The sequence below is a fragment of the Maribacter antarcticus DSM 21422 genome (genome assembly GCF_000621125.1).
Classification (GTDB): domain Bacteria; phylum Bacteroidota; class Bacteroidia; order Flavobacteriales; family Flavobacteriaceae; genus Maribacter; species Maribacter antarcticus.
Window position 1 is genome coordinate 1 of the sequence record NZ_JHZC01000009.1, and the last position, 24,096, is coordinate 24,096.

General features: G+C 37.4%; 18 protein-coding genes and 2 pseudogenes. 10 read left to right on the top strand and 10 right to left on the bottom strand.

Annotated features, from left to right (window positions below; genetic code table 11):
• From Q360_RS26125 to Q360_RS22945, 5 genes are all read left to right on the top strand, one after another.
• Positions 1-383: Crp/Fnr family transcriptional regulator (locus Q360_RS26125; protein ID WP_027076972.1), on the top strand; the 383-nt coding region annotated here is incomplete at its 5' end.
• 1,690 nt (positions 384-2,073) lie between these two features.
• On the top strand, positions 2,074-2,229 hold the full coding sequence (locus Q360_RS26640) for a hypothetical protein (protein ID WP_156950074.1): 156 nt from the start codon (positions 2,074-2,076) through the stop codon (positions 2,227-2,229).
• 392 nt (positions 2,230-2,621) lie between these two features.
• Positions 2,622-3,197: a Crp/Fnr family transcriptional regulator gene (locus tag Q360_RS0110025; protein WP_027076973.1), complete on the top strand. Its 576-nt coding sequence runs from the start codon at positions 2,622-2,624 to the stop codon at positions 3,195-3,197.
• 288 nt (positions 3,198-3,485) lie between these two features.
• Positions 3,486-3,653, top strand: a complete 168-nt coding sequence (locus tag Q360_RS25765; protein ID WP_156950075.1) for a hypothetical protein — start codon at positions 3,486-3,488, stop codon at positions 3,651-3,653.
• Positions 3,654-4,209: 556 nt separating this feature from the next.
• Positions 4,210-5,298, top strand: coding sequence for a DUF2652 domain-containing protein (locus Q360_RS22945; RefSeq protein WP_036195631.1), 1,089 nt, complete (start codon positions 4,210-4,212; stop codon positions 5,296-5,298).
• Positions 5,299-6,176: 878 nt separating this feature from the next.
• Here the strand turns inward: Q360_RS22945 and Q360_RS0110045 are convergent.
• Both Q360_RS0110045 and Q360_RS0110050 read right to left on the bottom strand, forming a co-directional pair.
• The gene (locus tag Q360_RS0110045; protein WP_027076975.1) at positions 6,177-6,509 is read right to left on the bottom strand and encodes a tyrosine-type recombinase/integrase; all 333 of its coding nucleotides are present in this window, start codon (positions 6,507-6,509) and stop codon (positions 6,177-6,179) included.
• A gap of 1,946 nt (positions 6,510-8,455) precedes the next feature.
• The gene (locus Q360_RS0110050) at positions 8,456-9,256 is read right to left on the bottom strand and encodes a zinc metalloprotease (protein ID WP_027076976.1); all 801 of its coding nucleotides are present in this window, start codon (positions 9,254-9,256) and stop codon (positions 8,456-8,458) included.
• Between the two features lie 376 nt (positions 9,257-9,632).
• Between Q360_RS0110050 and Q360_RS0110055 the strand changes: the two genes are divergently transcribed.
• Complete coding sequence (locus Q360_RS0110055) at positions 9,633-10,586, top strand: DUF4382 domain-containing protein (protein WP_027076977.1); 954 nt, start codon at positions 9,633-9,635, stop codon at positions 10,584-10,586.
• A gap of 301 nt (positions 10,587-10,887) precedes the next feature.
• Here the strand turns inward: Q360_RS0110055 and Q360_RS0110060 are convergent.
• From Q360_RS0110060 to Q360_RS0110070, 3 genes and pseudogenes are all read right to left on the bottom strand, one after another.
• Positions 10,888-11,079: pseudogene (locus Q360_RS0110060) on the bottom strand (hypothetical protein); the annotation flags it as partial.
• Between the two features lie 252 nt (positions 11,080-11,331).
• On the bottom strand, positions 11,332-11,562 hold the full coding sequence (locus Q360_RS26135; RefSeq protein ID WP_169734643.1) for a hypothetical protein: 231 nt from the start codon (positions 11,560-11,562) through the stop codon (positions 11,332-11,334).
• A gap of 85 nt (positions 11,563-11,647) precedes the next feature.
• Positions 11,648-11,818: a hypothetical protein gene (locus Q360_RS0110070; RefSeq protein ID WP_156950076.1), complete on the bottom strand. Its 171-nt coding sequence runs from the start codon at positions 11,816-11,818 to the stop codon at positions 11,648-11,650.
• 40 nt (positions 11,819-11,858) lie between these two features.
• Here Q360_RS0110070 and Q360_RS27585 point away from each other — a divergent pair, with 40 nt between their 5' ends.
• The 4 genes and pseudogenes from Q360_RS27585 to Q360_RS25205 all read left to right on the top strand — a co-directional run bounded on the left by Q360_RS27585 (position 11,859) and on the right by Q360_RS25205 (position 16,760).
• Positions 11,859-11,909 carry a hypothetical protein gene (locus Q360_RS27585; RefSeq protein WP_449405301.1) on the top strand — a complete coding sequence of 17 codons (51 nt, stop codon included), beginning with the start codon at positions 11,859-11,861 and terminating at the stop codon, positions 11,907-11,909.
• A gap of 638 nt (positions 11,910-12,547) precedes the next feature.
• Positions 12,548-13,036: a hypothetical protein gene (locus Q360_RS0110080; RefSeq protein ID WP_027076982.1), complete on the top strand. Its 489-nt coding sequence runs from the start codon at positions 12,548-12,550 to the stop codon at positions 13,034-13,036.
• Between the two features lie 209 nt (positions 13,037-13,245).
• Positions 13,246-15,474: a TonB-dependent receptor gene (locus Q360_RS0110085; RefSeq protein ID WP_027076983.1), complete on the top strand. Its 2,229-nt coding sequence runs from the start codon at positions 13,246-13,248 to the stop codon at positions 15,472-15,474.
• A gap of 280 nt (positions 15,475-15,754) precedes the next feature.
• Positions 15,755-16,760 (top strand): annotated as a pseudogene (locus Q360_RS25205) (IS1595 family transposase).
• A gap of 581 nt (positions 16,761-17,341) precedes the next feature.
• Here Q360_RS25205 and Q360_RS0110095 read toward each other — a convergent pair.
• From Q360_RS0110095 to Q360_RS0110115, 5 genes are read right to left on the bottom strand one after another with little or no spacing between them, the layout of a single operon-like run.
• Entirely contained in the window at positions 17,342-17,524 is a 183-nt protein-coding gene (locus tag Q360_RS0110095) for a CPXCG motif-containing cysteine-rich protein (protein ID WP_027076984.1), read from the bottom strand.
• A 34-nt stretch (positions 17,525-17,558) separates the two neighbouring features.
• Entirely contained in the window at positions 17,559-18,230 is a 672-nt protein-coding gene (locus Q360_RS0110100; protein ID WP_156950077.1) for a hypothetical protein, read from the bottom strand.
• 43 nt (positions 18,231-18,273) lie between these two features.
• On the bottom strand, positions 18,274-19,665 hold the full coding sequence (locus tag Q360_RS0110105; protein WP_394331948.1) for a TolC family protein: 1,392 nt from the start codon (positions 19,663-19,665) through the stop codon (positions 18,274-18,276).
• A complete protein-coding gene (locus Q360_RS22955) occupies positions 19,662-22,964 on the bottom strand; it encodes an efflux RND transporter permease subunit (RefSeq protein ID WP_051554659.1) in 3,303 nt (1,100 codons plus the stop codon). The genes Q360_RS0110105 and Q360_RS22955 overlap by 4 nt, the downstream gene beginning before the upstream one ends.
• Positions 22,964-24,094, bottom strand: a complete 1,131-nt coding sequence (locus Q360_RS0110115; protein ID WP_027076987.1) for an efflux RND transporter periplasmic adaptor subunit — start codon at positions 24,092-24,094, stop codon at positions 22,964-22,966. The genes Q360_RS22955 and Q360_RS0110115 overlap by 1 nt, the downstream gene beginning before the upstream one ends.
• Positions 24,095-24,096: the final 2 nt, after the last annotated feature.

Sequence of the window (24,096 nt, forward strand, 5' to 3'; positions counted from 1 at the left end):
AATTTTTATTGGAAGGTGGGTTTTGTACAGATTATGCAAGTTTTTTAACCGAGAAAAAGTCTTTGATTTATTTACAGGCTACTGAAGATAGTACGGTTATTGTTTTTGAAAAAAAGGATGTTGATGTTATGTACAAAGCCATTCCAAATTTTGTGCACTTCGGAAAGTTGCTAGCTGAAAGTTTATACATAAAAGTATGCGATATTAATGCTTCTTTTATTTTGAATACCCCAAAAGAACGGTATACTAATTTGATTAAAGACAGACCAAAAGTGATACAATCTATACCTCAATATATGATTGCATCTTATTTAGGTATTACTCCTGAGGCTTTGAGTAGAATACGGAAGCGTTTAGGAAAAACGCACAAATACAAAGACTAACAAAAACTATAGCTGCTACAAGTATCTTGCTTGTTTTATGGTCTTTGTAACATTAGTGTCAGATAAAAAAAGCCTCAATAATTGAGGCTTTTTTCGTATTACAGAAGAATTAATCTCTGATTAAAAATTTAACTACGGGTAAAAGTGCTATTTTTTTTTGGACAGCCGATATTCAGTCAAATGCTAAGTTTGCAAAATAAGAGTATGCGATATTACAGCTTCTTTTATTTTGAATACTCCAGAAAAGCGTTATGCAAAAATCGGTCATAGTATACCACCCTCGCCAGATTAAAGTGAACCACTAGAAAAGTCGATTCTAGTGGTAAAAAGTAAAACAGATTTTTAAACTTTATAGGGAGGAAGTAAGCAAACGTCAAATAAGTTCGAGGCTAGAATTATCGCGTAATACGATTACAAAGTATCTTAGCTTTTTCAAGCGTTATCAGTTTAGCAGTTACGAGGTCTCTGCAATTACCTTGGAAGAACTGTACAAACGCTTCAAATCAGACCAGAAGCCTAGAAGTAGACAGCTGCTCACCTTAGAAAAGTACTTTCCCTATTTTGATAAGGAGCTTCGTAAAACGGGAGTAACCAGACAGCTACTCTAAGAAGAATACTACGTAAAACATCCCGATGATTTTAAGGTGTCACAGTTCAAGTATTGGTACAACAAATGGACCGCGTACGTATCTACCGTTATGCACCTTATCTATAAAGCAGGCGAGAAGCTGTGCATTGATTACACAGGAAAGAAACTCACTATTGTAGACCGTCATACGGGCAAACTACAAAGCCTTTAAGTATTTGTATGCACACTGGGTAGCAGTCAACATATCTATGTAGGGGCTAGTGCGAGCCAAAAGAAAGAAGATTTTGTACAGAGCGTTGAAAATGCACTTTGGTTCTATGGCGGTCTACCCTATGCCTTAGTCTCCGACAACCTTAAGACAGCAGTCACCAAAAGCAGTCGTTACGGACCAAAGGTAAACGAGACTTTTGCCGATTTTGCTGAGTATTATGAAACAGCCGTATTGCCCACCAGAGCAAACAAGCCTAGAGACAAGGCGATAGTTGAGAATGCTGTACGTATCATCTAACACAAAGGTCTTTGCCCCATTGCGCCACCAGACATTCCATAGTATACCTCACATTAACAAGGCGATACATCCGCTCTTGGATGCTCATAACAAGTTGTCTTTTAGGGGAAGAGAGTACTCCCGATATTCTTTGTTCGAGGAAGTAGAAAAACAAGAGTTAAGGCCCTTACCCTTAAAAAGGTACGAGATTAAATCATACGCCAAGAGAACAGTACATAAGAACAGTCACATCTACTTCAGCAAGAACAAACAGTACTATAGCGTACCCTACTAACCTATAGGAAAACGTATCAAGATTGTCTACTCGGATAGTCTGGTTGAGATATTCCATAAACTCGAACGCTTGGCAGCGCACCCAAGGGAAAGGAAGAAATAGGCCTACACAACAATCAAAGAACACATGCCCTCACATCATCAGCTTATAAGTGAATGGAACTCGGAGAAGTTCATTACCTAAGCAGGTCATATCGGAACAAACTGCAAGGAATATATCATCAAGATACAGGATAAGAAACAACATCCCAAACAATCCTATAAATCATGTCTAGGGGTATTGCTCCTGACCATAAAAGTAGGCAATACCAGATTGGAAAATGCCTGTAAAAGAGCTTTGGATTATGGGGGCATATAATTATAATATCATCGAACGCATCCTTAAAAACGGATGGGACTCTCTAGATGAGAACATCGAACCGGAGATTGATATGCCCAACCACGATAACATTAGGGGAGGCCATTATTACAAATAAAATAGAAACATTAAAACCACGCATACATCGCACCGGATAGAACTCAAAGATAAAAGTCAAAGAAAAAAACTGTAATTTCACAAAGTATATGTTTTTGAGACCAAAATCTAAAGAGGGTTAACATGACCGGAACGGGGGTTAGCATCATCAGAACATCCATTTAGCAAACAATATGATGACTCTATGAGATTAGATTTAAAATAGGGATGCACGTTGAATAGCAACAAGAAAAAACGGCTCACAAATTTTATAGACTTGCAAAATATCACCAACAGCGATACTATTTTAATAAGGAAATACAATAGAATTACCAGTAGCGTTGGCCAAATAAATAAAGCTGAATTTTTCCCTCATTTTGGTCATCGATTTCAATTTTAAAAACTTTACAACTAATGCGTGAACAGGTTATTTTATTTTTCAAACAATTTGTAAACTTAGAAGAAAAGGATATTCTTCTTATTGAAGAGTTGACAACAGTAAAACATTTTTCGAAAAATGAATTTATTTTAATACAGGGAAAGGTCTGTGATTTTGTTGCCTTTATACATAAAGGCGCGTTTAGAGGTTTTTATTCGGTTGATGGTCAAGAATACAGCAAACAATTTTTCTTGGAAGGCGAGTTTTGTACAGATTATGCAAGTTTTTTAACCGAAAAAAAGTCTTTGACTTATTTACAGGCTACTGAAGATAGTACGGTTATTTTTTTTGAAAAAAAGGCTGTTAACACTATGTACAAAGCCATTCCAGGTTTTGTTCATTTTGGAAAGTTGCTAGCTGAAAGTTTATACATAAAAGTATGCGATATTACGGCTTCTTTTATTTTGAATACTCCAGAAGAGCGGTATACTAATTTGATTAAAGAAAGACCAAAAGTGATACAATCTATACCTCAATATATGATTGCATCTTATTTAGGCATTACTCCTGAAGCTTTGAGTAGAATACGGAAGCGTTTAGGAAAAACTTAATGACTAAAACTATAGCTGTTACAAGTATCTTGCTTATTTCATAGTCTTCGTAATATAAGTTAGATCAACATTCAAAAGACATACTTAACATAGGCTGCATTAATGGAAGTATAAAACAAGAGAAGATGGCGATAAAATACTTCGTGTGAAAGGAGAAAATATTTCTATTGAGAGAACAGAATACTTGGCACTTTTAGAAGGTTATTATTATCTAAACAATATGGTAATTTTTTTCATTTTAAGGGTTTCTGAAATTAACCAAATGTTTGGACTATCTAAACGGGACTAATGCGGATGTTACTAGTATACCTACAATTAAATTATTTGATTAAGGTGACGCTAAAAATCACCGATTTGGAACATACGGTTGCGGTTAGTGAAAATCATATTGGAATGGGTATTTACCAAACAAGTAATTACATGTTCTATGCTCTGGTTATCAAAGCAGTAAAATGAAAAGACCGATTACCGACAATTTTTAGACAAATCGATTAAGAAGTGTTTTTACCAAATTTTGGAATGGTTTGGAAGTGAAAAATAAACATGTGTGGTAACACCGTATAAAATTAATAGCTGGCAAATAACATACTTACGAAAGTCCAAACAGACTTTCTTGGTTCGTGTTTTATTTACTGAATTTAGTGCTTTAAAGACGCAGCTAACCTTATACAATCACGTTACCAAAGTTCAAACAAACCTATTTACTACTTAATTGAACTAGTATATTTAAACACACGTTTAATTGAACTTTACTGAAAATCAAATTAGTGTACTTTCAAGTAAAGACTAAAGTAAAAAGGATTTTTTCGCTTTATTATCGACTTTTATAGTAGTCTTTTTAGATTTAGAATCCTACCTCCATCAAAGGAAAATAGTATATTAGAGAAGGGGTTGTGATAAGGAACGGAACATGACTGCGAAGTGAGCAACATCAAATATAAACATCTTGAAGACCCCCTTTTTGCCTTTGTAGTATTAATTAGTATCAGCAGCTAAAATCAACATTGAATCCATGACTTCATCGTTACTTTTTTTACCAGACATTTCAGGCTTTACTAAATTCGTCCAAAATACAGAGGTAGAGCACAGTCAACACGTAATTTCCGAATTATTAGAAGTATTGATTGAAGCGAATACGGAACAATTACTTTTAGCCGAAATAGAAGGAGATGCCCTTTTTTTTTATAAAGAAAATGAAATTCCTTCATTAGAAAAATTATTAGCTCAAGTAGAGCATATGTTTTCAGCTTTTTATAGTCATTTAAAGTTATTAGAGAAAAACAGAATTTGTCCGTGCAACGCATGTTCAACAGCTCCAAATTTAGAACTAAAAATTATTGCTCATTGTGGGGAATTACAATTTATAAATGTTCAAAAAAATAGAAAACCATTTGGAAATCAAGTAATTGAAGTACATCGATTAATGAAAAATTCGGTGAATAGCGACAATTATGTGTTGCTCAGCAAAGAATTAACAAATCATATTCATTTGTCGGATTCTTATCAAACAAAATTATATAATTTCAAAAAAGGAAATAACACCTATGATGGTAAACAGCTAGATTATCTATTTTCAGTTATTGCTAAAAAAGAATTGAAATTAAAACCCTTTCAGCAAGCAAGAAAGATACTTTTTAATAAACCAGCTTCGCTTATTTTTGAAAATCAATTTCCGGTTTCAGCGAAAGAGCTGTTGGAATATATTACAAATTATTCTTATAGAAAATATTGGGTTGATGGTGTAGATAGTTTTGACTATAATTTAAACGAAGTCACAAGAATTGGCACTGAGCATGTCTGTGTAATTAATCAAAAACGCTTAAATTTCATTACCGTTATTAAAGATGTAAAACCTGGACAATTAGTTTATGGAGAATTAACAACAAGTCCCAAGGCTATTGATGAATTGTATCAATTTTTCATTATTTCTCCTTTAACTTCAAATTCTTGCAATCTAACAGCAGAAGTTTACATAAAAGCAAAATCCCCTTTAAAAAAAATATTGATTTATGTTTTATTAAAAAATATTTTCAAGAAGAATATTGATAAAGGTTTAAAAAAATTATTAGTGTTTATAGGGTCTAGAAATCAAATATCTTAAGGTTAATGCAAAACAATTTCCTGTAATATCCATTGAAAACAAACTTAAGACGAGTATAATTAATTGCTAGACAGTGTTTAATGATTAGCACGGAAATTCTGCCGTAATTCCTTCACCCAGTACCTTTTTGTTATCCTAGTGCTTACGCAACTAATCATACACAAGCACCTTACTAAAGCTCAAATTAAAGGGCATTTAATTACACTCTTTGAACTATTATTTACACAAACACCTACTTCTCACAAAAAAACACTCCATCCATCCTTTATAGTTTAATTAACGAGTACATTTAATCCCACCCCCTTATTTAAACTTTTTTTTTCTAAACTCTTTACGTGATGCACCTTTTGGAAAGCGTTAAACTTTTCAGGTAGTATGAAGGTATATTTAAACGATTGTATAAATGTACTTTGCAATTGAGCAATTTGGACTCATTACAAAAACAGTCTTATGCAAAGGGTCTTTTAAAAGAACGTTGTTGTAGAAGAAGAATGTATTTTTTATAATATCCTTTAAGTATGTCTAGTGTATTTTTTTAAATGTTGCCTCCTTTTTAAAATCAAACCCCTATAAGTCAATTACTTATAGGAGTTTTTCGTGGTCCAACTTGGGCTCGACCCATAGGCTGCTTTAGTTTAAGATAGTTTATTCCTATAAAATTTAACTAAACAAAAAACAAATCATTTGTTGTCCGTATTTTATCCCCAAAAAAAAGCCGACTCCTAAAAGCCGGCTTTCCCTTTGTAAAGGCGGAGAGACTCAAACTCTCACACCTAGTGGTATTAAATATAACGTTTGTAGTGGTTGCTATTTTAAGGATATAGCCATTTAACCCTGCTTCAAGAATATAAAAGTTTAGTTTAACGCTAAATTTCCAATCATTCCTGATATTCATCCATGATATGTGTCGGTAAGTTTTTGATATAGATTTCGGTTGTTTGAAGCTTGCTATGCCCTAGCATTTTGCTTAGTGCATTTATCGGCACATCATCCAGTATTAAATTTATTGCCATAGAATGTCTGCTCACATAGCTTGTCAGGCGTTCTTCGATTTCACAAAGTATAGCAATTTCCCTTAAGCGTTTGTTATATCGCTTTCTTTCCCGTTGTACATCATGAAATTGATCATTAATATGCTCTCTTCCTATTATCGGGTAAATAAAATCACCCCTAGACTTGCCTTTTAAATGGTAGTTTAAAATAGATGACATTTGTTACTTTAATGTCATATGGCCTTGCAGTTTTTTACCTCGAATATTAAATTCGACCGTGTGCGATAGAACCTAGCTTTAAATAAGCCATATCTATAAATGATATACCATTCATTAAATACTAGTATGAAAAATAATTTCAGGTATGAAATAATGGATTATCCTATTCTAATTCCAAATCAAGAATTCGTTTGATTTTATCTTATATTTTTTGAAAGGTTAATAAGTCACCGATACGATTCCCTGTTGAATTGCTTTGTTATAAACAGCTCTAATGGTCCTCATATATATATATATATGGACAATCCATTTACGCTATTCCCTTTTTTAAAATGGGACGTTTTAAATCGCTTCAAATAAGCATAGGATATTTCCTCAAATTTAAGAATTTACTTCCTGTTAAATTTCTTTAGGGCGTCAATTACACTTTTATATGCTCTAGCATTTCCAAAACGCTTGACCTCTTCCATCTGATCTATTTACTGTTGCGCATACTCAAAAAACAAAATTGGTTTACCAGACTTGGTCAGAATATTTTCAGAACCGTTATACTTAGAACTTCTAAACTTGAATTCTCTTCCAACGAATTGATACCATCCTGTAAGTCGGTTTTCTTTTTCGTTAAGAGATTCTTTAAACGGGCAACAGATAAGACTCCAGTATAGGTTCTTTAAATCTCACGATTCTTTTCGTTCCAATATTCCAGCGGAACAGCAAAACCTGTTGCTATTGTAATAGTTTAAAGATGATGACTCCATCTAAAATAATCGGGTACATCCTATCTTTCCGCTTACGCCTTGTATCAATCGAAAGGATAATATTCGTTTTCATATTTTGAGGATACAAAAATTTACACTCAAAACAGGGTGTTATATAGATTCATAAAAACATAAACTAGTGATTTACTAAGCTTTTAAGTATTTTTAAATTCATAAGAAACCATTAATCCTATGCCTTATAAGCCGGCGGTCCTAAGTTCGAGTCCTAGTGCCATCACCTCTGAAACCTCTGGTAAATACTAGAGGTTTTTTTTACAGTCAAGAACAAAAAAATAAAATCACTCTAATGTGTATAGTTTGTGATTTTTACAAACTATACACATATTTTGAAGTTAGTTGGACTATTGTGAAGGATGCACACAGGGTTCTACATAATATCGTGGGTAAATCGCCTTTTCCTTTTTGAGTAACATTTTAAACTTTTAGAAAATTCTTATATAATCACTATCTCCTTTTCTTGAGCATATCCATAAATATTAAAGTTCTGTAAAAGGTGAATTATCGGAACTACTAAAAGAACGACAAATGGAACAGGAATCATTCTTTAAAATAGCCGGGAGGTCGGTCGGTAAATTTTCATAAAAGGAGTTAAATACCCAATGTTTGTCTAGGGAATACATAGTAGGTGATATTATTCTATAGTTCCGAGTGACTTAAAGTTAAGCATGAAAGAGAACAAATCAAATATTGGGCCTTTAAGCAAAATGATAATTTAGGTTTTAGCATTTGGATTTTATCTATAGTTTTAATTTTGCTGGGCCATGATAATTCGTCAAATAGAAGGACTTTTGACAATCTTCTCAGTGCATTGAATGCGCTTTTTTCAGGTTTAGTGTTTCCATAATTCATATTTACGATTGTTATGTAAAAACAAATATTTTAGAATTACAGAGAACCGAAATAGCCCAGAACAGAACTGAATTAAAAAAATCTACCAAGACGCAGCAGCTTTCGAAAAAGGCTTGGTGGAGTAAGTAGAAAAAATAAGAATCAGCTCAAAACTAATTCGCTGAGCACTATAATCGATGTCTACCATATTCAAATCGTAAACCCAGTAAATACTAACGAGATTATTTCAAGAACTAAAGAATAGCATCGCGACGCTAATCGCTAAATCAATCTTTTGATTAATCGCGTTGGGGATGATTACTTATATTAAGTACCGCACTACTCTCCACTATTTGCTTGTAAATCATTTACGCATAGAATATCTAAAGAAGGAACAGAACCTCCTGTTAGCATATTAAGCAAACCTTCCCCGGTTTCTGCAGTCCAAAACATAAGACAGTCTTCTTGGGTGCAGTGTCTTCCATGCTCAGTATCCTGATGGTCTGTTTGCATAGCGCTACCAGCGTTTACCAAACCCAGCAAATGTCCTGCCTCATGACTCAGTACCACAGACTCCAAAGTTGCTAAACTAGGAGCCAAAGGCTGACTACTAAAATTTCTAATAGTTTCCTCAAATATTACAAAAGAAGTATTGCGGTAAGCGACACCCAAAACAGAACCATTGGCGGTATTTTGATCGTATTCTCCATCTATAAATATACCACTTACTGCTATTGTTTTTTGGTTGTTAAATTTTTGTCGATTAGCATCTTCAATATCCTTTATATCCTTTATAGAATATACCTCCTGTTCCGGAGAGACTATTTGTCGTTGTATAATTTCGATTCCCTGAGGTTTATTCAAATGTGCTTCTAAAAATTCCTTAAAATTATCGATGGTTGCGGAAGTCGGATTCAAATCACCTACATATAATATTTCTATGATTAACTTTTCAAAGCTATTGGATGAAAGAAGATCGTTTGAAGAGTCCCCAACATTTTTTTTATTTGAAGACGTGTCAATTTCAGTAAGGTTTCCATCCTCATCTTCCGTGACGGTGCTGTTACTTTCTGAATCTTTTGAACAAGATAAAACGATCGCAAATAACAGTACAATCAATTTTATATTTCTAATATTCATAATTTTAAAATTTGGAATCCCGAACTAATTTGAAGTTACACATAAAACGAAAATTATCAACCTAAATTGTATGATTAGAAGAATAAGAAGAGAATCAAAAAATATAATTTTTTTGTGTAAGGCCGCAAGTAGGGTAGCGAACAGAATACCCTTCCCATACCCAGTAACGTAGGTATTACTTTTGATATTATAGAACAGCCGTAGTCCCTATAAAGCAAAAGTATGACACAGGCTTGAACTTTTCTTCTCATGGGATTTAACATTATTTTTAAAATCTTAACACTTTTTTTAGAGGGTAAAGCCCTTTTCATTTGTTGTATAGACGAATGACTCTTTAAAAATAAATAGCATGAAAAATTCTTTGAAAATAAATAGTATGAAAAATTATTTAAAAATAGTAGCGGTCTTTTTGTACTCAATATCCATTATCGTTTCCTGTAGTAAAGATGACAACGAAGATGGAAACATGGAAGCCGAATCGTATGATACTACTTTCAATATTACCGATGCCCCCATTGATAACGCCAATGTGGAGGCTGTCTTCGTAACCGTTTCCAGCGTTAAAGTGGATGGAAAATCGCTGGAGGGATTCAATAAGACTACTTTTAATCTGGCCGCTCTGGTCAACGGACGGACCGAAACCTTGGGCAATCTTAAACTGGAAGCAGGTTCTTATTCTAATATCGAACTCGAATTGGACTATGTAACCGATGCCACAGGTAACAGTCCGGGATGTTATGTAGAAATGGCCGATGGCCAAAAAGACCAATTGGAAGCTTCCGCACGTACAATCAGTATCAACGATACGTTTGAAGTCTTTGCGTCCAATACGAACAAAATCATTATCGATTTTGACCTGAGAAAGACCATCAAGGAAGAAGAAAATGGTCTAGCTAGCAATTTTGAATTTGTATCTACTACTGAACTTTCTGCGGGAATCCGTGCGGTAAACGAAGAAACAACAGGGATGATTTCCGGTACGGCCAATGATGCTGGTAACACCTCAGATAAGATTGTGGTTTATGCCTACGAGAAAGGAACCTTCGATACCGAAGTAGAGACCCAAGGTCAGGGAGAAAGTAATGTTACTTTTGCCAATGCCGTGACCAGTTCCGAAGTGAGTGGTTTGAATAATTCATATAGCCTTAATTTCTTGGCAGAGGGCGAGTTTGAGCTTGTGTTCGTCTCTTATAATGAAGACGAGGATAGTTTTACCTTTAACGCCCTCTTGGAGGCAGAATCCACTACTCTATTGAATCTTGGTGCCATTAACGTAACATCTGCTCTACAGATTAATGCGAATGTGACCATTACAGGCACTAAATCATAAGAAGTGCTATGTTTTAATTAAAAAAGTCCCATCCTACCATGGGACTTTTTGTTTTTTTAATATAAATAGAGGTTCTTCATTCTTAAAGCATAGATTAAAAGGGTCTACATTTTATGTTATATCCTAATTTCTTAAAAGTCTACTAAAACGGATGTGTACTTTTCATACGTAATTGATATACAAAGTATGGAATCAAGTAGGCTGTTTTTACGGAGCCTTTAGGAGAGGCCGTCTTGATTAGCTTTGTTGGTAAAAAAGGGTCAGGTAGCCTTGGAAGGCATCCATAACCGTCCCGAAATTATCAAGCGAAGGTTTCCTTCCCCCCTTTCTTAAGGTACTTTTTTAGATTGAAGGCGATTGCAGCCATGAGCATGCCCTTATATGCAACGGCCTTGCACAGTACGCCTATTTTTCTTAGACCGTAGAACAGGGTCAAACTACCGAATACGGGCTCCACCGTACTTTGCCATATTTGTTTCATTTGTTTGCCCCTCTTGCTATGTTGTCAGCCGTAGGCCCTCAAATATTGTTCGTCATAGACAGTTCTGATTATTTTTTACATTTTGTATTTGGCACACCTTGGGATTTCATGAGGCAGACCTTGTAGTCTTTCGGTGCTGCCTAGTAGTTTTTCAGTACGCTACCATCACGGTTGGTATATAATCCCTTGAAAGGCAGGGGCCTGTTAATCGGACAACTATATTCGTCCCTTTCCCTGGTATAGGGAAAACCTTCTCTTTTAGTTTTATATTTCCCAAAAACGGATATCCATCCGGTAACTTTCCTTTGTTCGAGAAAATGGTGGTTGGCGCCATTGAAATAACCTGCGTCCGCGAGGAGACCCGTCATAATGAGCTCGTTTTTCCTTAAACGGCTCTGCACCTGCAGGGTGATATTGGTCAGGTACTGGCTCCCTGCCGTCAGCAAAGTCAGCTTGGATATGAGAGATGACCCCTTCTGCGATATCTACCGCCATGCTGCTATGGTAATTCAGCTTTCTGGCCTTGCCCGGCTTTACCGATATACAGGCATCCGAATCATGGGGGTTATAGTGCGTCTTGTTACTGAGCAGACAGTTTTTTTTGGGATGCACCGGCTGGGCCTTCCGGACTGTCCCTTGCGTTTCGTTGGTGTTTCTCTGCGCACTTCAGCTCGTGCGCAGGAGCGGAGATATGTGCGGGAGGTACAGTTTCTGGCGCTTTTTCGATAGTTTCCCGATTTTTTTCCGACACTTTTTTCAAATAATCTTGCAACAAGAAACTGGACGAGGTAATGGAACTGCTCACGGACGAACTGGACGGGTTCTACAAGGCATTGGAATAATTGCAACGGCTCTCCAAGAACGTGGAGGACATAAGGATACTTTCCGATACCTCCGAAATCAAGAAACTGCTGGAAATATATTTGAAGCGGGAAAAAGAGAGGACCTTGCAACTTCAGGAATCCGTTGGTTCATTGAAGGAGCGTTTGGCAAAGGCGAGCGTGATATCCAAATGGTGATTGTGGCTGCACTATTATATTTGGGCAATCTCTTTGCTTGTCATAGCGTTTCTTGCCGTTAAGGTTTGCCGAACAGACGAGTTTCGTAAAGAATCATTTTCCAAAGGACGGCAAGAGTCCATAACAAGCCTTAGGGATTATTTTGATGAATATCTGTCTCATTATAAAGAGTCTGAACAATGGCTCAAAAAAAGGGATACTGTTTCAAATCAAAAGTAGCGTGTGCCCTATTTCGATTTTACTTTACCTCCATGTTCCATTTTTTTAATTTCATATGACATAAGAAGTCACTGAAATTTGACACTAACTACAGACTCCTTCTTTTAAATAGACTCCAAATACTCGTATTTACCAATCTAAAATACTGCATAAAGTAATATTTATAAAACCCTCTTTAGAAAAATTCCGTAGGTAGATTTAGAGTGCCTATTTTATTGTTTTGGTCTAATTAATCCAATAATTTGAAAAAATTTGAAAGTATAAAGTCTGGTTTCGTTATAATTTTTATTATCGCGATGTGTTCTGCGTATGTGCTGAGCCCAGTACAAAATGAGGTTTACAACCTTATTCATAAAATATCACACCAATTGGTTTCAGAAAAACAATATATGGAAGCTGAGGATATTCACGGCGAGTACCATCACCATGACTTTCTAGCTTCCCGCACTATTCAAGAAAAAGACCATCACCATGAAAAAAAGGAAACAGATGCGCATACCCATGGGCTACTTTCGTTATTAAGCGCTTATTTCACTAGTGATGAGAACAGGGATAAAAAGCAAAAACTGACCATTGAAGTAAAACCAGATAAACATACCCTTCCAGAAAACACAAAAGAAGAAGTATCGTTGCTTATGGTTGTAGCATCCAATGTTTTTTTCCATGCCGATAAAAATTATAAAATCGGTCTGGAGGTTAAGACGCCACCTCCAAAAGTTGACCTGACATAGGTCCATTACAGTACTACATTTGACGCATTTGACAGATACGTTAACTCGGCACATACATACTTTATATAAGGCACAGGGCTAATGTATTCTCGCGCTCCAAATCAACATCTTGGGCTGGTCGTGACTAATTAAGCCGTATCTCTTCTGCATACATTCTAAACTAACGTTTCCACTTGGGAAACCATTGATAAATTCAAAAAACTAAACAGATGAAATATATTTATACAGCATTTTTGATGTTCATCACCTATACCAGTATTGCCCAAAACCTGAGAGGGACCCTAGTGGGCAAGGGAAACCAACCTCTAGAGAATGTTGGCATATTTAGCCAAAACACAGGACAGCATAACCATACCGATGCCACAGGATCCTTTGTCCTTACCAATACAGCTGTGAACGACTCCGTTTATTTTTCCCGTATCGGATATAAAAAAGAACTTTTAGTCGTTTCCCAAGACAATTTGGATACCAAAATTTATATGGTCTTAGAAGAATCCAGCATTTCGCTAGATCAAGTGATTGTGGTAGCGGAAGTAAATGCACTTAGCCGCATCGTTGATGTCGATGTAAAGACCAGTCCCGTAAAATCATCACAGGAAATACTACGGAAAGTGCCAGGACTGATTATTGGCCAACATGCCGGTGGCGGTAAGGCAGAACAGATTTTCCTACGAGGCTTTGATGTTGACCATGGTACGGATGTGGCTATAAGTGTAGACGGTATGCCTGTGAACATGGTAAGCCACGCACACGGTCAAGGATATGCCGATATGCATTTTGTTATCCCCGAAACCATAGAAAACGTAAGTTTTGGCAAAGGTCCCTACTATGCGGATAAAGGGAATTTTAATACCGCCGGCTTTGTAGACCTTCGTTTGCGAAAAACCTTGAATAAAAGTTTGATCTCCTTCGAGACCGGACAATTTAATACTTCCCGCCTTTTGGGAATGTTCAACCTATTGGAATCGGATAATAGCAACGCCTATATCGCTTCCGAACTTTATCTGACCGATGGACCGTTCGATTCTCCACAGAATTTTAACCGTATCAATGTTATGGGGAGATACAATTACAATGTACCGGGCAACCAAGAACTGAACCTTACCGCATCTCATTTTCAAAGTACTTGGGATGCTTCCGGACAGATTCCCCAACGTGCCGTAGATCAAAGCCTCATTGGAAGGTTCGGGTCAATTGACGATACAGAGGGCGGCCAAACGAACAGAACTAATTTTCTGGCAAACCATACCAAGGTACTTGATGAAAATAGGCTTTTTAAGACTAAGGCGTACCTGTCACAGTACAATTTTGAGCTTTATTCCAATTTTACTTTTTTTCTAAAAGACCCTGTTAACGCTGATCAAATAAGGCAAAAGGAAAATCGTATCATCGTTGGCGCGGAGAGTGTATTTGAACAGAAGAACATGATTTTGGGTGACGATACCCAGTTCGAGTATCAATCTGGAATCGGGTTTAGATACGATAATGCAGACGACATTGAACTATCGAACACTTTGAACCGTCAAACGACCTTAAACCGGATTTCTTTGGGCGATGTTGATGAAACAAACACCTATGCTTTCTTAAACACCGAGCTAAAAACAGGCAAATGGACTATCAATCCTTCTATACGATTGGATTATTTCAACTTCGATTATGTAAACAAGATTACGGAAACCTATGATAATCAAAGCGAATCCAAAGTTGCCTTTAGCCCAAAACTCAACACCATCTATTCGGTAAACAGAAATTGGCAGCTTTTTCTTAAGTCCGGCATTGGTTTCCATTCCAATGACACCCGAGTGGTAGTCGCCAACAATGGGGAAGATATCCTTCCGGCAGCCTATGGTATAGATTTCGGCACCATCATAAAACCAATAAATAAATTGGCCTTGAACGCTACGCTTTGGGGACTGTTCCTAGAACAGGAATTCGTTTATGTTGGCGATGCCGGCATCGTAGAACCCAGTGGAAAGACCAGAAGATTGGGAGCGGAATTTGGCGCACGGTATCAGGCCTTGGATTGGTTATACCTTTACGGGGACATCAATTATACCTATGGACGAAGTACTGAAGAACCCGACGGGGCGGATTTTATCCCCCTTGCTCCCGATATTACATCTTCAGGAGGTATCTTGATAGATGGCCTTGGTAACTTTTCAGGGGCATTAACCTATCGATATATAGATGACAGGCCGGCAAACGAGGATAATTCGATTACCGCGGACGGATATTTTATTACCGATTTCAACCTAAACTACCATTATAAAAACTGGACATACGGTATTATTGTGGAAAACCTCTTTGACAACGCGTGGAACGAAACACAGTTTGCTACGGAAAGCCGTCTGTTCAATGAAACCTCTTCCGTTGAGGAGATTCATTTTACACCTGGTACCCCGCTCTATATCAGGGGGAAAATATCGATATCCTTTTAATTCCAAAAAATATAAATACAAGCTTAATCTAGGTAAAACAATCTTAAAAAAATAAAATCTAATTTTTTTCAGGCCTAAACGAGAATATAATTGTGTGAGCTATTTATTTTCTAATTATGTGCACGCCAACAATTTCAGATTTTGGTTTATTTATATAGGTTATGACGGTAAAATCCATTTTACTTTCAAGTGGCTAATCTATAGAACTACAAGGCTCTTGACCGATTGGCAAAAAGAAATGGCTCTCGTTTAAACAAGCTATTATTTGTATATTGAGTTTATAGAAACAAAAAAGCTTACCGAACAAATACTCTCACTGCCAGTTGCGCAGCGCGAGCGTTTATTGAAGGGAATCGAAGATTCGACCAAAAAAATTGACCTGTCTGCGATTGTCTCATGCCGGCACGAGTTCGATAACAAAGGCTGTGCCTGTCCGCACTGTGCTCACCCTAAGTATGTTCGCTTTGGTAGGGACAAAGGTGCGCAGCGCTACAAGTGCAAGTCTTGCCACAGGAGATTTACTGAGTACACTGGCACTTGGGTGGCCGGCCTTCAAAGGAAGGATAAAATTGCAGATTACCTAAAGCTAATGGTCAAAGAAAAGAGCCTTGACAAAATTGTCTCGGCATTGGGCATCAACAAAAAGACAGCCTTTGACTGGCGTCACAAGATATTGGCCTCACTGGGCGCGGACGACGGGGATGACTTCACCGGTATCACTGAAAGTGATGAGACTTTCTTCCTCAGGTCTGAAAAGGGTATGGAGGTCAAAAACTGAAAACCAAGGAAAAGGAGTGGCAAGTCCAGCAAAAGGGGCATAAGCAATAATCAGGTTGCTGTCATCGTAACCTAGGACATAAATTCTGGGATAGATTTGAGCATGGCCACGCTTGGACGGATTGGGAAGACCGATATTGCAAATGCCATTGGCAAACGCATAAAAAAGGGAGGCACAATTTTGTGCAATGATTCCCACTCCAGCTATAAAGGCTTCGCCGAGGACACCGAAGTGGCGTTCCATCCCATAAATGTTTCCAAGGGTAAAAGCCGCATTCCATGTGCAACATGTAAACTCGACACACAATAGGATAAAAAAGTGGATTGGCAGTACGTTTTTGGGCGTGTCCACCAAATACCTGCAACAGTATCTAAACTGGCATACCCTAAAAAAAATCAAATAGGGACACCACTGCTGCCTTCGCACAACAGACATTGGGTGTGGGGGCTTTGAAGCGGTTTGCGAACATCCAGCCATACTATGAAACTTAATATCAACGCAGTGCTAAACTAGGGCCACAAAAAATTAAAAAGCCTTAGGGATGATTGTATCAATCATATGTAAAACGAAAATGATTTGGAGCAAATCATAGAGGCCTTCGAAACATAACATAAAGAGATATTCCATCTTTGAATGCCTCTTATGCAAACTAAGTTTGAGATAAAATATTAGAAAGCTATTTTCAATCTTTCAAACAGGATTATAGCATATTAAAAATCCATAAGAGTTTAAAAAAACAGCTGCATACCTCGATTTTTATAATTCTAAAATAGGTAAGAAAGATATTAAAAAGAAAACCATGAGTTATTCACAAGTAGTTGATTTATTATTCGCTATTTCGCTAGGAATGCCGGGGTCATTCTGAGGGAACGGTCTTTAAATGATGTAAGGGAACTATAGATAAATCTCCGTAATTACTTCTTATCAAAATCAACTACCCATTTTGATTTAAAACATGTTTTAAATACTACTTACAATCCCTGGCCCTTTAGATGGACCTTATATTTTGAGTTATACCTATATGTCATTAGGCACTAATATTAGAAAATAAAAGCGAAGTCAACATATGAGAAATGAAAATCAAAAAAGCTATTGTTCTATATCAATAGCATCAAAAGCCACAAGTTCGTCCCCACTGAAACGGCTTGTAACCTCAATAGGTCTGCAACACACCTCACAATCCTCTATATAGGTTTGTTGTGTAACCGACGTATCTAATAACATGGAAATTTCTTCCCAACAATAAGGACATTGAAAGAACTGTTCGTACATGAAAGGGGGTATTATTTTTAATATTTTAAAGGCATCAACACTTTTTAAGAAGGTTTGCAAGTTGTTCTAAGGTGAGCCGCTGCACAATATTCTCCACATTAGAATTAAAAACGATATAATTACCAAGCTTTAAAATAAGCTCTTTATCATCTGACTCCAAAAATAGTTCGGAAGCCTGTTCTTTAATTTCTTCCAACTTCAAATCAAAACGTTTTTTCATAGTAATGATACCCGATTGATTGGATAATCGAAAGCCAGAATAATCCACCAACCGTTTGATTCCATTAAAAAAGCTAAAGCCTATCATCACTAAACTTGCCATAGCAGCGTTTACCGCTAAGGAAAAAACATTTATTTCTTCTCCGTTTACGAACATAGATACCAAAGAACCAACACCATAAACACCCGCCAAAAAAACCAGCCCCCCAAAAACAACGGCAGCTAGATCTGTAAATACTGCTCCAGCTGCTCTTGTTACGGTAATCTCTCCATTATTTATGGAAGCTTTAAATCCTATATCCTTTAAATATTCTAGGTTCTCTATTTGAGATATTTTTACTTCAATGGCTAATTCTAATTCGCTCTTATCCACAACCAGACTCCGAGATGCTAGCTCTTCGTTTAAACTTAATTGAGACTCAAACGTAAGCATAGCATACTGTTCCAATAGCTCCAATAACTCCTTTGTTGATCTATCGTTATACATTACTTTTATTTTTAGTGTACATTCTTTGGCCGCCTCATTAAAACTACAATTCAACATTTAATAATTGTCCCGTTAACTGCAACAGTTGCAGCTCTGCCAATTTAGCATCGTACTTGGCTAAATTCTTATTGGTCTGGGCATTAAGCAAATTAATTTGTGCCTGCCTAAATTCTATAGAAGTAATCCTACCCAACTGAAACTGCTCTTTGGACCGCTCAAAGTTGTTTTGATTGGTGACCACATTTTTTTCCTGTATTTTAAATATATTCAAGCGATTTTCGTAGATAGCCATGGCGTTCTGGATGTCCCTATTCACTTCCATTGCTACCTGTTTCTTTAGCAGTTCTTGATTTTTATAGGCGATTTTAGAATTCTTCACCCTAACCGTAGTTCCGCCACCATCAAAGAGATTCCATGTCAGGCGCGCTCCAAGACCAAAGCTTCTATTATTATTTACGTTTACCCCGGGAAAGAAAGCCGATGCTGCATTTTGGTTTAAATTCCATCCATAGGAACCGTTCAAATCTACAATAGGAAGATAACCAGATGCATTTACCTTAATATCGTAGGCATTAATCGCCAAGTTGCGTTCCGTTTGTAAAATAGCAACATTGTTTAAATTGGACTCCGCCATAAATTCGTCCAGTTTCAACTTAGGAATGAAAGTAATCAAGGTGTCCACTTTATAGACTTCGTTTAAATCCTGATTTAAGACTACGTTAAGATCTCGCTTGGCATTGGCCAATTGTTGATTTGTATTCAGTAAGTTGATGCTATCGTTAGTCACATCTACCTCAGCGTTCAAAATATCCAATTTGGTACTTTGTCCGTACTCAAAGGCATACTCTGACCTTTTAATACGTTGATTTGATATTTCCAAGGCTTGTTGCTGTACCTTTTTATTTTCAGTCAAGCGTGCAATCTCAAAATACACACTAAACATTTGTATCATGGTATTTTCTATGGTTTCCCGCGCCTGTAGACTACTTAACTGATATTGTTCCTTTAACCTCTTAAAGTTGTAGAACCTACCCAAACCATCAAAAAGAGTGTAGTTAGCGGTAAGCCCGGCATTATACCGCTGTGCTTCGGCCTTATAAAGCCCGGCATCCGGTCTTAAAACTGGATTTCCGGCGTCATCCAATAAGTTTCCCCCAGTGGCTGGGTCTCTAAGAAACTGACCCGGAAATTCGAAAGTAGAATCGTCCCTTTGGTAGTTAGCTCCAGCGTTCCCAGTCAGTGTTGGCAAAAATCCAGAGTTGAGCAAGCCACTATTGTTTTCTGCAATTTCTACTTGATTCTTGGCGACTTGTATCCCAAAATTATTTTCCAATGCTTTGATAACCGCCTCTTCCTTTGAAAGGAGCTTATCCTGTGCCATAAGCACCGTAAACGGCATTAAAAAAATTAGGGCTGATAGTTTTAATTTCATCATTTTACTGTAGTTCCTTCTAATTTCTTTATAGTTTCAATCCTATTTTCCGTAGGTAAGGACAACTTTTCATCGGTACTAAGTGATGTATGGGATTTAGTACCTTCCAAATAAAGGCCTTCCTTTTTTTCCTTAATCGCCCTTTCTACTTCTTCCTTGGTAATTTTAACTCCGGAGCTAAATAGACCTACCTTCGCTTTCAAATTATTACTGAACGACAAGAACAAGGGTAACAGTAATAGCGTTAATACTGTAGCAATACCAATACCATAAGCAATGGAAATGGCCATCGGTTTTAGGAACTGCGCTTGCCTACTTGTCTCCAATAGCAAGGGCGCCAAACCTGCGATAGTCGTAATAGAAGTAAGGAATATAGCCCTGAATCTTGATTTTCCCGCCTCAAAAATGGCATTATCAAAGGTCATACCTTCCTTTAGGTTAGTATTGAATCTTCCTATAAGTACCAAACCATCATTTACCATGATACCTATTAGCGCAATAATTCCTAGAAGAGAAAGTACATTAATTGGAAAATCGTGAATCCAATGTCCCCATGCTACTGCGGTTAAACTAAAAGGCACAATCAATAACAATAGTAAAGGCTGGCTAAAACTTCTAAACGTAAACGCTATTGTAATATAAATCAGGAGCAAGATTGATAGTCCCACTACCTTTAAGGAACCCGTTAACTTGCCTAGTTCCCTATTCTGACCTTCGTAGGAAGTACTAACCGTGGGGTATTTAGATAGTATTTCGGGCATAATCACATTTTGTACCTCGGCCATGATGTCGGTAGGACTGTCCTTTGGGTTCTTTAAATCAGCAGACACCTGTATTTCTCTCCTACCTTCTAATCTATTGATAGCTACATCACCTCTCTCAATTGTGTATGCGGCTATTTCCTTTAGCGGCACTCTATCACCACTTGGGGTAACAATACGCATCTCATCTAAATCAGAAATAGAAGACCGATTTTCCTTATCATACCTTACCCAAACCCTAATTTCGTCTTGGGATCGCTGAAAACGTTGTGCCTGCGTTCCAAAGAAACCGGCCCGTACTTGATTCATCACATTCCTTAAATCCAACCCTAGGAGGTAGGCATTTTCCCTAAGCTCTAGTCGTATCTCCTTAATACCGGCAGGATCATTATCCGCAATGTCCTTTAAAGAAGTATTGTTTTGTAAGGCTTGCTTTAGTTCTTTTTTAGCAGCTTTTAGTTCTGTGATGTTGTTCCCCAGTAAGGAGACGGCAACAGGAGAACCACCAAAGTTACCGCCAGAGCCATAAATGAGACTCTCTACACCTACCACCGGCCCCACAAGCTCCTGCAAGCGACTGGTAACCATATCTGATGATATCTCATTCGGTCTTTCCTCTCCAGGTAATAAATTTATAGTCAATGTTGCCGTAGCAGAACCTGGACCCGCCCTCCGTATCATGTTTTCAAAAAGTACTTTATCAGTTCCGTTGAAATATTTCTCGGTAAGCTCTTGATTTACGATGTCTGCGTTAGCTTCTATTAAACTAATAATAGAATCTGTTATTTTCTCGTTGGTACCGTTAGGCATCTGCAATTCTACTTGAACACGGTCACTGGCTATTCTTGGAAAGAAAGCCGTTCTAATAATTCCTCCGCCTACAGAGCCAAAAGTAAGAATCAAGGCTCCCGCAAAAAAACTGAAGGTCAATATCTTATAATTCATGGCAAAGCGTAATGCAGGACCGTAAATTTTGTCGCGCATCCATGACATAAACCGATCACCGGACTCGTTGATGATTCTTAACTTGGCAAATGCACCGGATATTCCTTTTTTAGGTTTATCGGCTGCAGGCTGCAATGCTTTAGAGTGGGCCAAGTGTGCAGGTAAGATAATCAAGGCCTCTATCAAGGATACGGCAAGCGTAAGAATAACGATTACAGAAACTTCACCAAAGAATTCACCTATCCTACTATCCAAGAAAAGAAAAATAGAAAAAGCCAAAATAGTAGTGATTATAGCAGAAATAATAGGAGGTAATACTTCCATTGTTCCATCTACAGCTGCCTGTACAGGGCTTTTACCTTTTTCGTAGTGTTGGTAAATATTCTCTGCGATAACAATCCCATCATCCACCAAAATTCCGATAACGATTATCATTCCAAAAAGGGATAAAACATTGATGGTTACATCAAAAAATCCTGCAAAAACAAACATTCCTAAAAACGCTACTGGCAGTCCGAACGCTACCCAAAAAGCAAGTCTAGTATTTAAGAAAAGTGATAAGAAAATTAATACCAGAATCATACCCATAATGGCATTCTCCGTAAGCAACTGCGTACGCTGTACCAAGGTGGTAGAAAGGTCAGAGACTACATCTAGTTGTACATTATTGTACTTCTGGTTAAACTCTTCTACGTATTCCTTTACCTTCTCGGCAGAGCTAACCAAATCTTCTGTATTGGTGCTGGTGATGGTCGTATTTACAGATAAGTTACCATTAAAATAGGAGGCATCGGGTGTTTCGGCGAAACGGTCCCTAATCTCAGCTATGTCTTTTAAACGTATTGCATTACCCGAAGCATCTGCCCTAACAATCAAATTGGAGAGCTCATTACCGTAATAAGATCTATTATTTGCACGGATTAAATATTCTTCTGCATCAGTTTTAATGTTTCCGCCTGTCACTAAAATATTAGCATTTGCAACTGCTTGCGCAACCTCGGCAAAAGAGATATCGTAGGCCAACAGATCATTCTCATTAACAGCGATTTCTATTTCTTCTTGTGGATACCCTGATATTGCTATTTGTGAAATACCGTCTATAGCACGTAGGTCATTTTCTATCTGTCTTCCCACGCTTTTTAGCGTAGCCAATGGAATATCCTCACCACTGATAGCGAAGCTAATGGTTTGTCTTACAGACTCGAGCTTAGAAACAATCAAAGGCTCCATTCCCGTAGGAAAGGTTGGAACGCGATCTACAGCATTCTTTACCTCTAAAAGCATAAAATCAATATCCCTCCCCTTCTCTATTTCTACATTAATGCTACCGCTATTTTCACGAGAGGTAGAGGTGACTCTATCTACGCCTTCCAGACCCTTTAGGTTGTCTTCTATCTTTAATACGATACCTTCCTCTACCTCTTGCGGAGAAGCGCCTGGATAGGCTATACTCACAGATATGTTTTTGGAATCCGTAAGCGGGAAAAAAGATGATTTTAAAGACTTAGCACCTACAATACCAAAGATGGCGAACGCAATAATAATTACGTTAACGGCAACATGGTAGCGAATAAAGTATTCTATTAACTTTCGCATTACCCTTTTGTATTTTCCTTTTGATTCTTATATATTTTAACAGCCATTCCCGTATACGCACCAATCAGTGGCTTGGACATAATCGTAGTGCCGTTTGGAACGTCTTTCAAAACAACCTGCTTATCGGAAAAATAGACTGGGTTTACATTGATAACCTCAAGAACGGAATCACGAACTACAAAGATTTTGTTGCCTTCAAGTAACAGGTTACGATCAACCTCAATAGCATTCTCTTCATTCTTTGCATCGAGTCTTGCCTCCAAATACATACCTTCTTTTAAGTTCTTGTCGCTAACTTCGATAAAAGCCTTAATCGTTTGTGTAGCTTGGTCCACCCTTCCATTTATTCTGGACACTGTTCCATTATAAATTTTAGTATCATTCAAGGTAGTTAGCGCTACGGACTCACCAACTTTCAACAAATCCGAGTAGGTTTTGCTCACCGCCACCTCTAGCTCATAAATACCAGGATTTATAAATTCACCCAATTTTTGTCCTGACCTAACTAATGTACCCTCTGTAACAGAAGCTTCGGTCAAGACACCAGAGAAGGGTGCTGCGATTCTATATTTAGTGAGTCGTTGTTCCAAATTCTTAACTGTGTAATAGCTCGTAAGAATGCCTCGGCCAGAAATAAAGAAACGCTCGTTTTCTAAAGTCATCTCTGGCAACGGCAGTGTACTTTTGGACATATCAAACTCGGTAAGGTATATTTGCCACTTTGGAAAAACCTCAGGATAATCTAGTCGCAAATCAGGCATTACTGAAGTTAATAGATTAAAGAGGTTACTTTTAGCTGAGCGCACACTAGCAGTATATTCGGAGGCATCTATGCTTATGACGGTTTCACCAGCCTTGTATGCCTGCCCTTCCTTAAAAAGTTTACTTCCTGTTTTAAAAACCCCTTGTACCTCCGCAAAGAGTTCTACCCTTTGCTTGGCATTTAAATTTCCATTAGCAGCAACAATGATGGGCACAGTTCCATTCTGTACTACCTCCGTAAAAACGGTCTTGACCACTTTTCCTGCCTTGGGCCTAAAGCTCTTTTTACTATCTACAATCCCTTTCGCCATAAAAAATGACCCTATTATCAAAAGGATACCTAGGATTGATAAAATAATTTTTCTCATAC

Bases quoted from the DNA above. Each gene is read 5' to 3' on its own strand.
- Q360_RS26640 (WP_156950074.1), top strand. From the start codon at position 2,074: ATGCCTGTAAAAGAGCTTTGGATTATGGGGGCATATAATTATAATATC.
- Q360_RS0110025 (WP_027076973.1), top strand. From the start codon at position 2,622: ATGCGTGAACAGGTTATTTTATTTTTCAAACAATTTGTAAACTTAGAA.
- Q360_RS25765 (WP_156950075.1), top strand. From the start codon at position 3,486: ATGCGGATGTTACTAGTATACCTACAATTAAATTATTTGATTAAGGTG.
- Q360_RS22945 (WP_036195631.1), top strand. From the start codon at position 4,210: ATGACTTCATCGTTACTTTTTTTACCAGACATTTCAGGCTTTACTAAA.
- Q360_RS0110045 (WP_027076975.1), bottom strand. From the start codon at position 6,509: ATGTCATCTATTTTAAACTACCATTTAAAAGGCAAGTCTAGGGGTGAT.
- Q360_RS0110050 (WP_027076976.1), bottom strand. From the start codon at position 9,256: ATGAATATTAGAAATATAAAATTGATTGTACTGTTATTTGCGATCGTT.
- Q360_RS0110055 (WP_027076977.1), top strand. From the start codon at position 9,633: ATGAAAAATTATTTAAAAATAGTAGCGGTCTTTTTGTACTCAATATCC.
- Q360_RS26135 (WP_169734643.1), bottom strand. From the start codon at position 11,562: ATGGCGGTAGATATCGCAGAAGGGGTCATCTCTCATATCCAAGCTGAC.
- Q360_RS0110085 (WP_027076983.1), top strand. From the start codon at position 13,246: ATGAAATATATTTATACAGCATTTTTGATGTTCATCACCTATACCAGT.
- Q360_RS0110095 (WP_027076984.1), bottom strand. From the start codon at position 17,524: ATGTACGAACAGTTCTTTCAATGTCCTTATTGTTGGGAAGAAATTTCC.
- Q360_RS0110100 (WP_156950077.1), bottom strand. From the start codon at position 18,230: ATGTATAACGATAGATCAACAAAGGAGTTATTGGAGCTATTGGAACAG.
- Q360_RS0110105 (WP_394331948.1), bottom strand. From the start codon at position 19,665: ATGATGAAATTAAAACTATCAGCCCTAATTTTTTTAATGCCGTTTACG.
- Q360_RS22955 (WP_051554659.1), bottom strand. From the start codon at position 22,964: ATGCGAAAGTTAATAGAATACTTTATTCGCTACCATGTTGCCGTTAAC.
- Q360_RS0110115 (WP_027076987.1), bottom strand. From the start codon at position 24,094: ATGAGAAAAATTATTTTATCAATCCTAGGTATCCTTTTGATAATAGGG.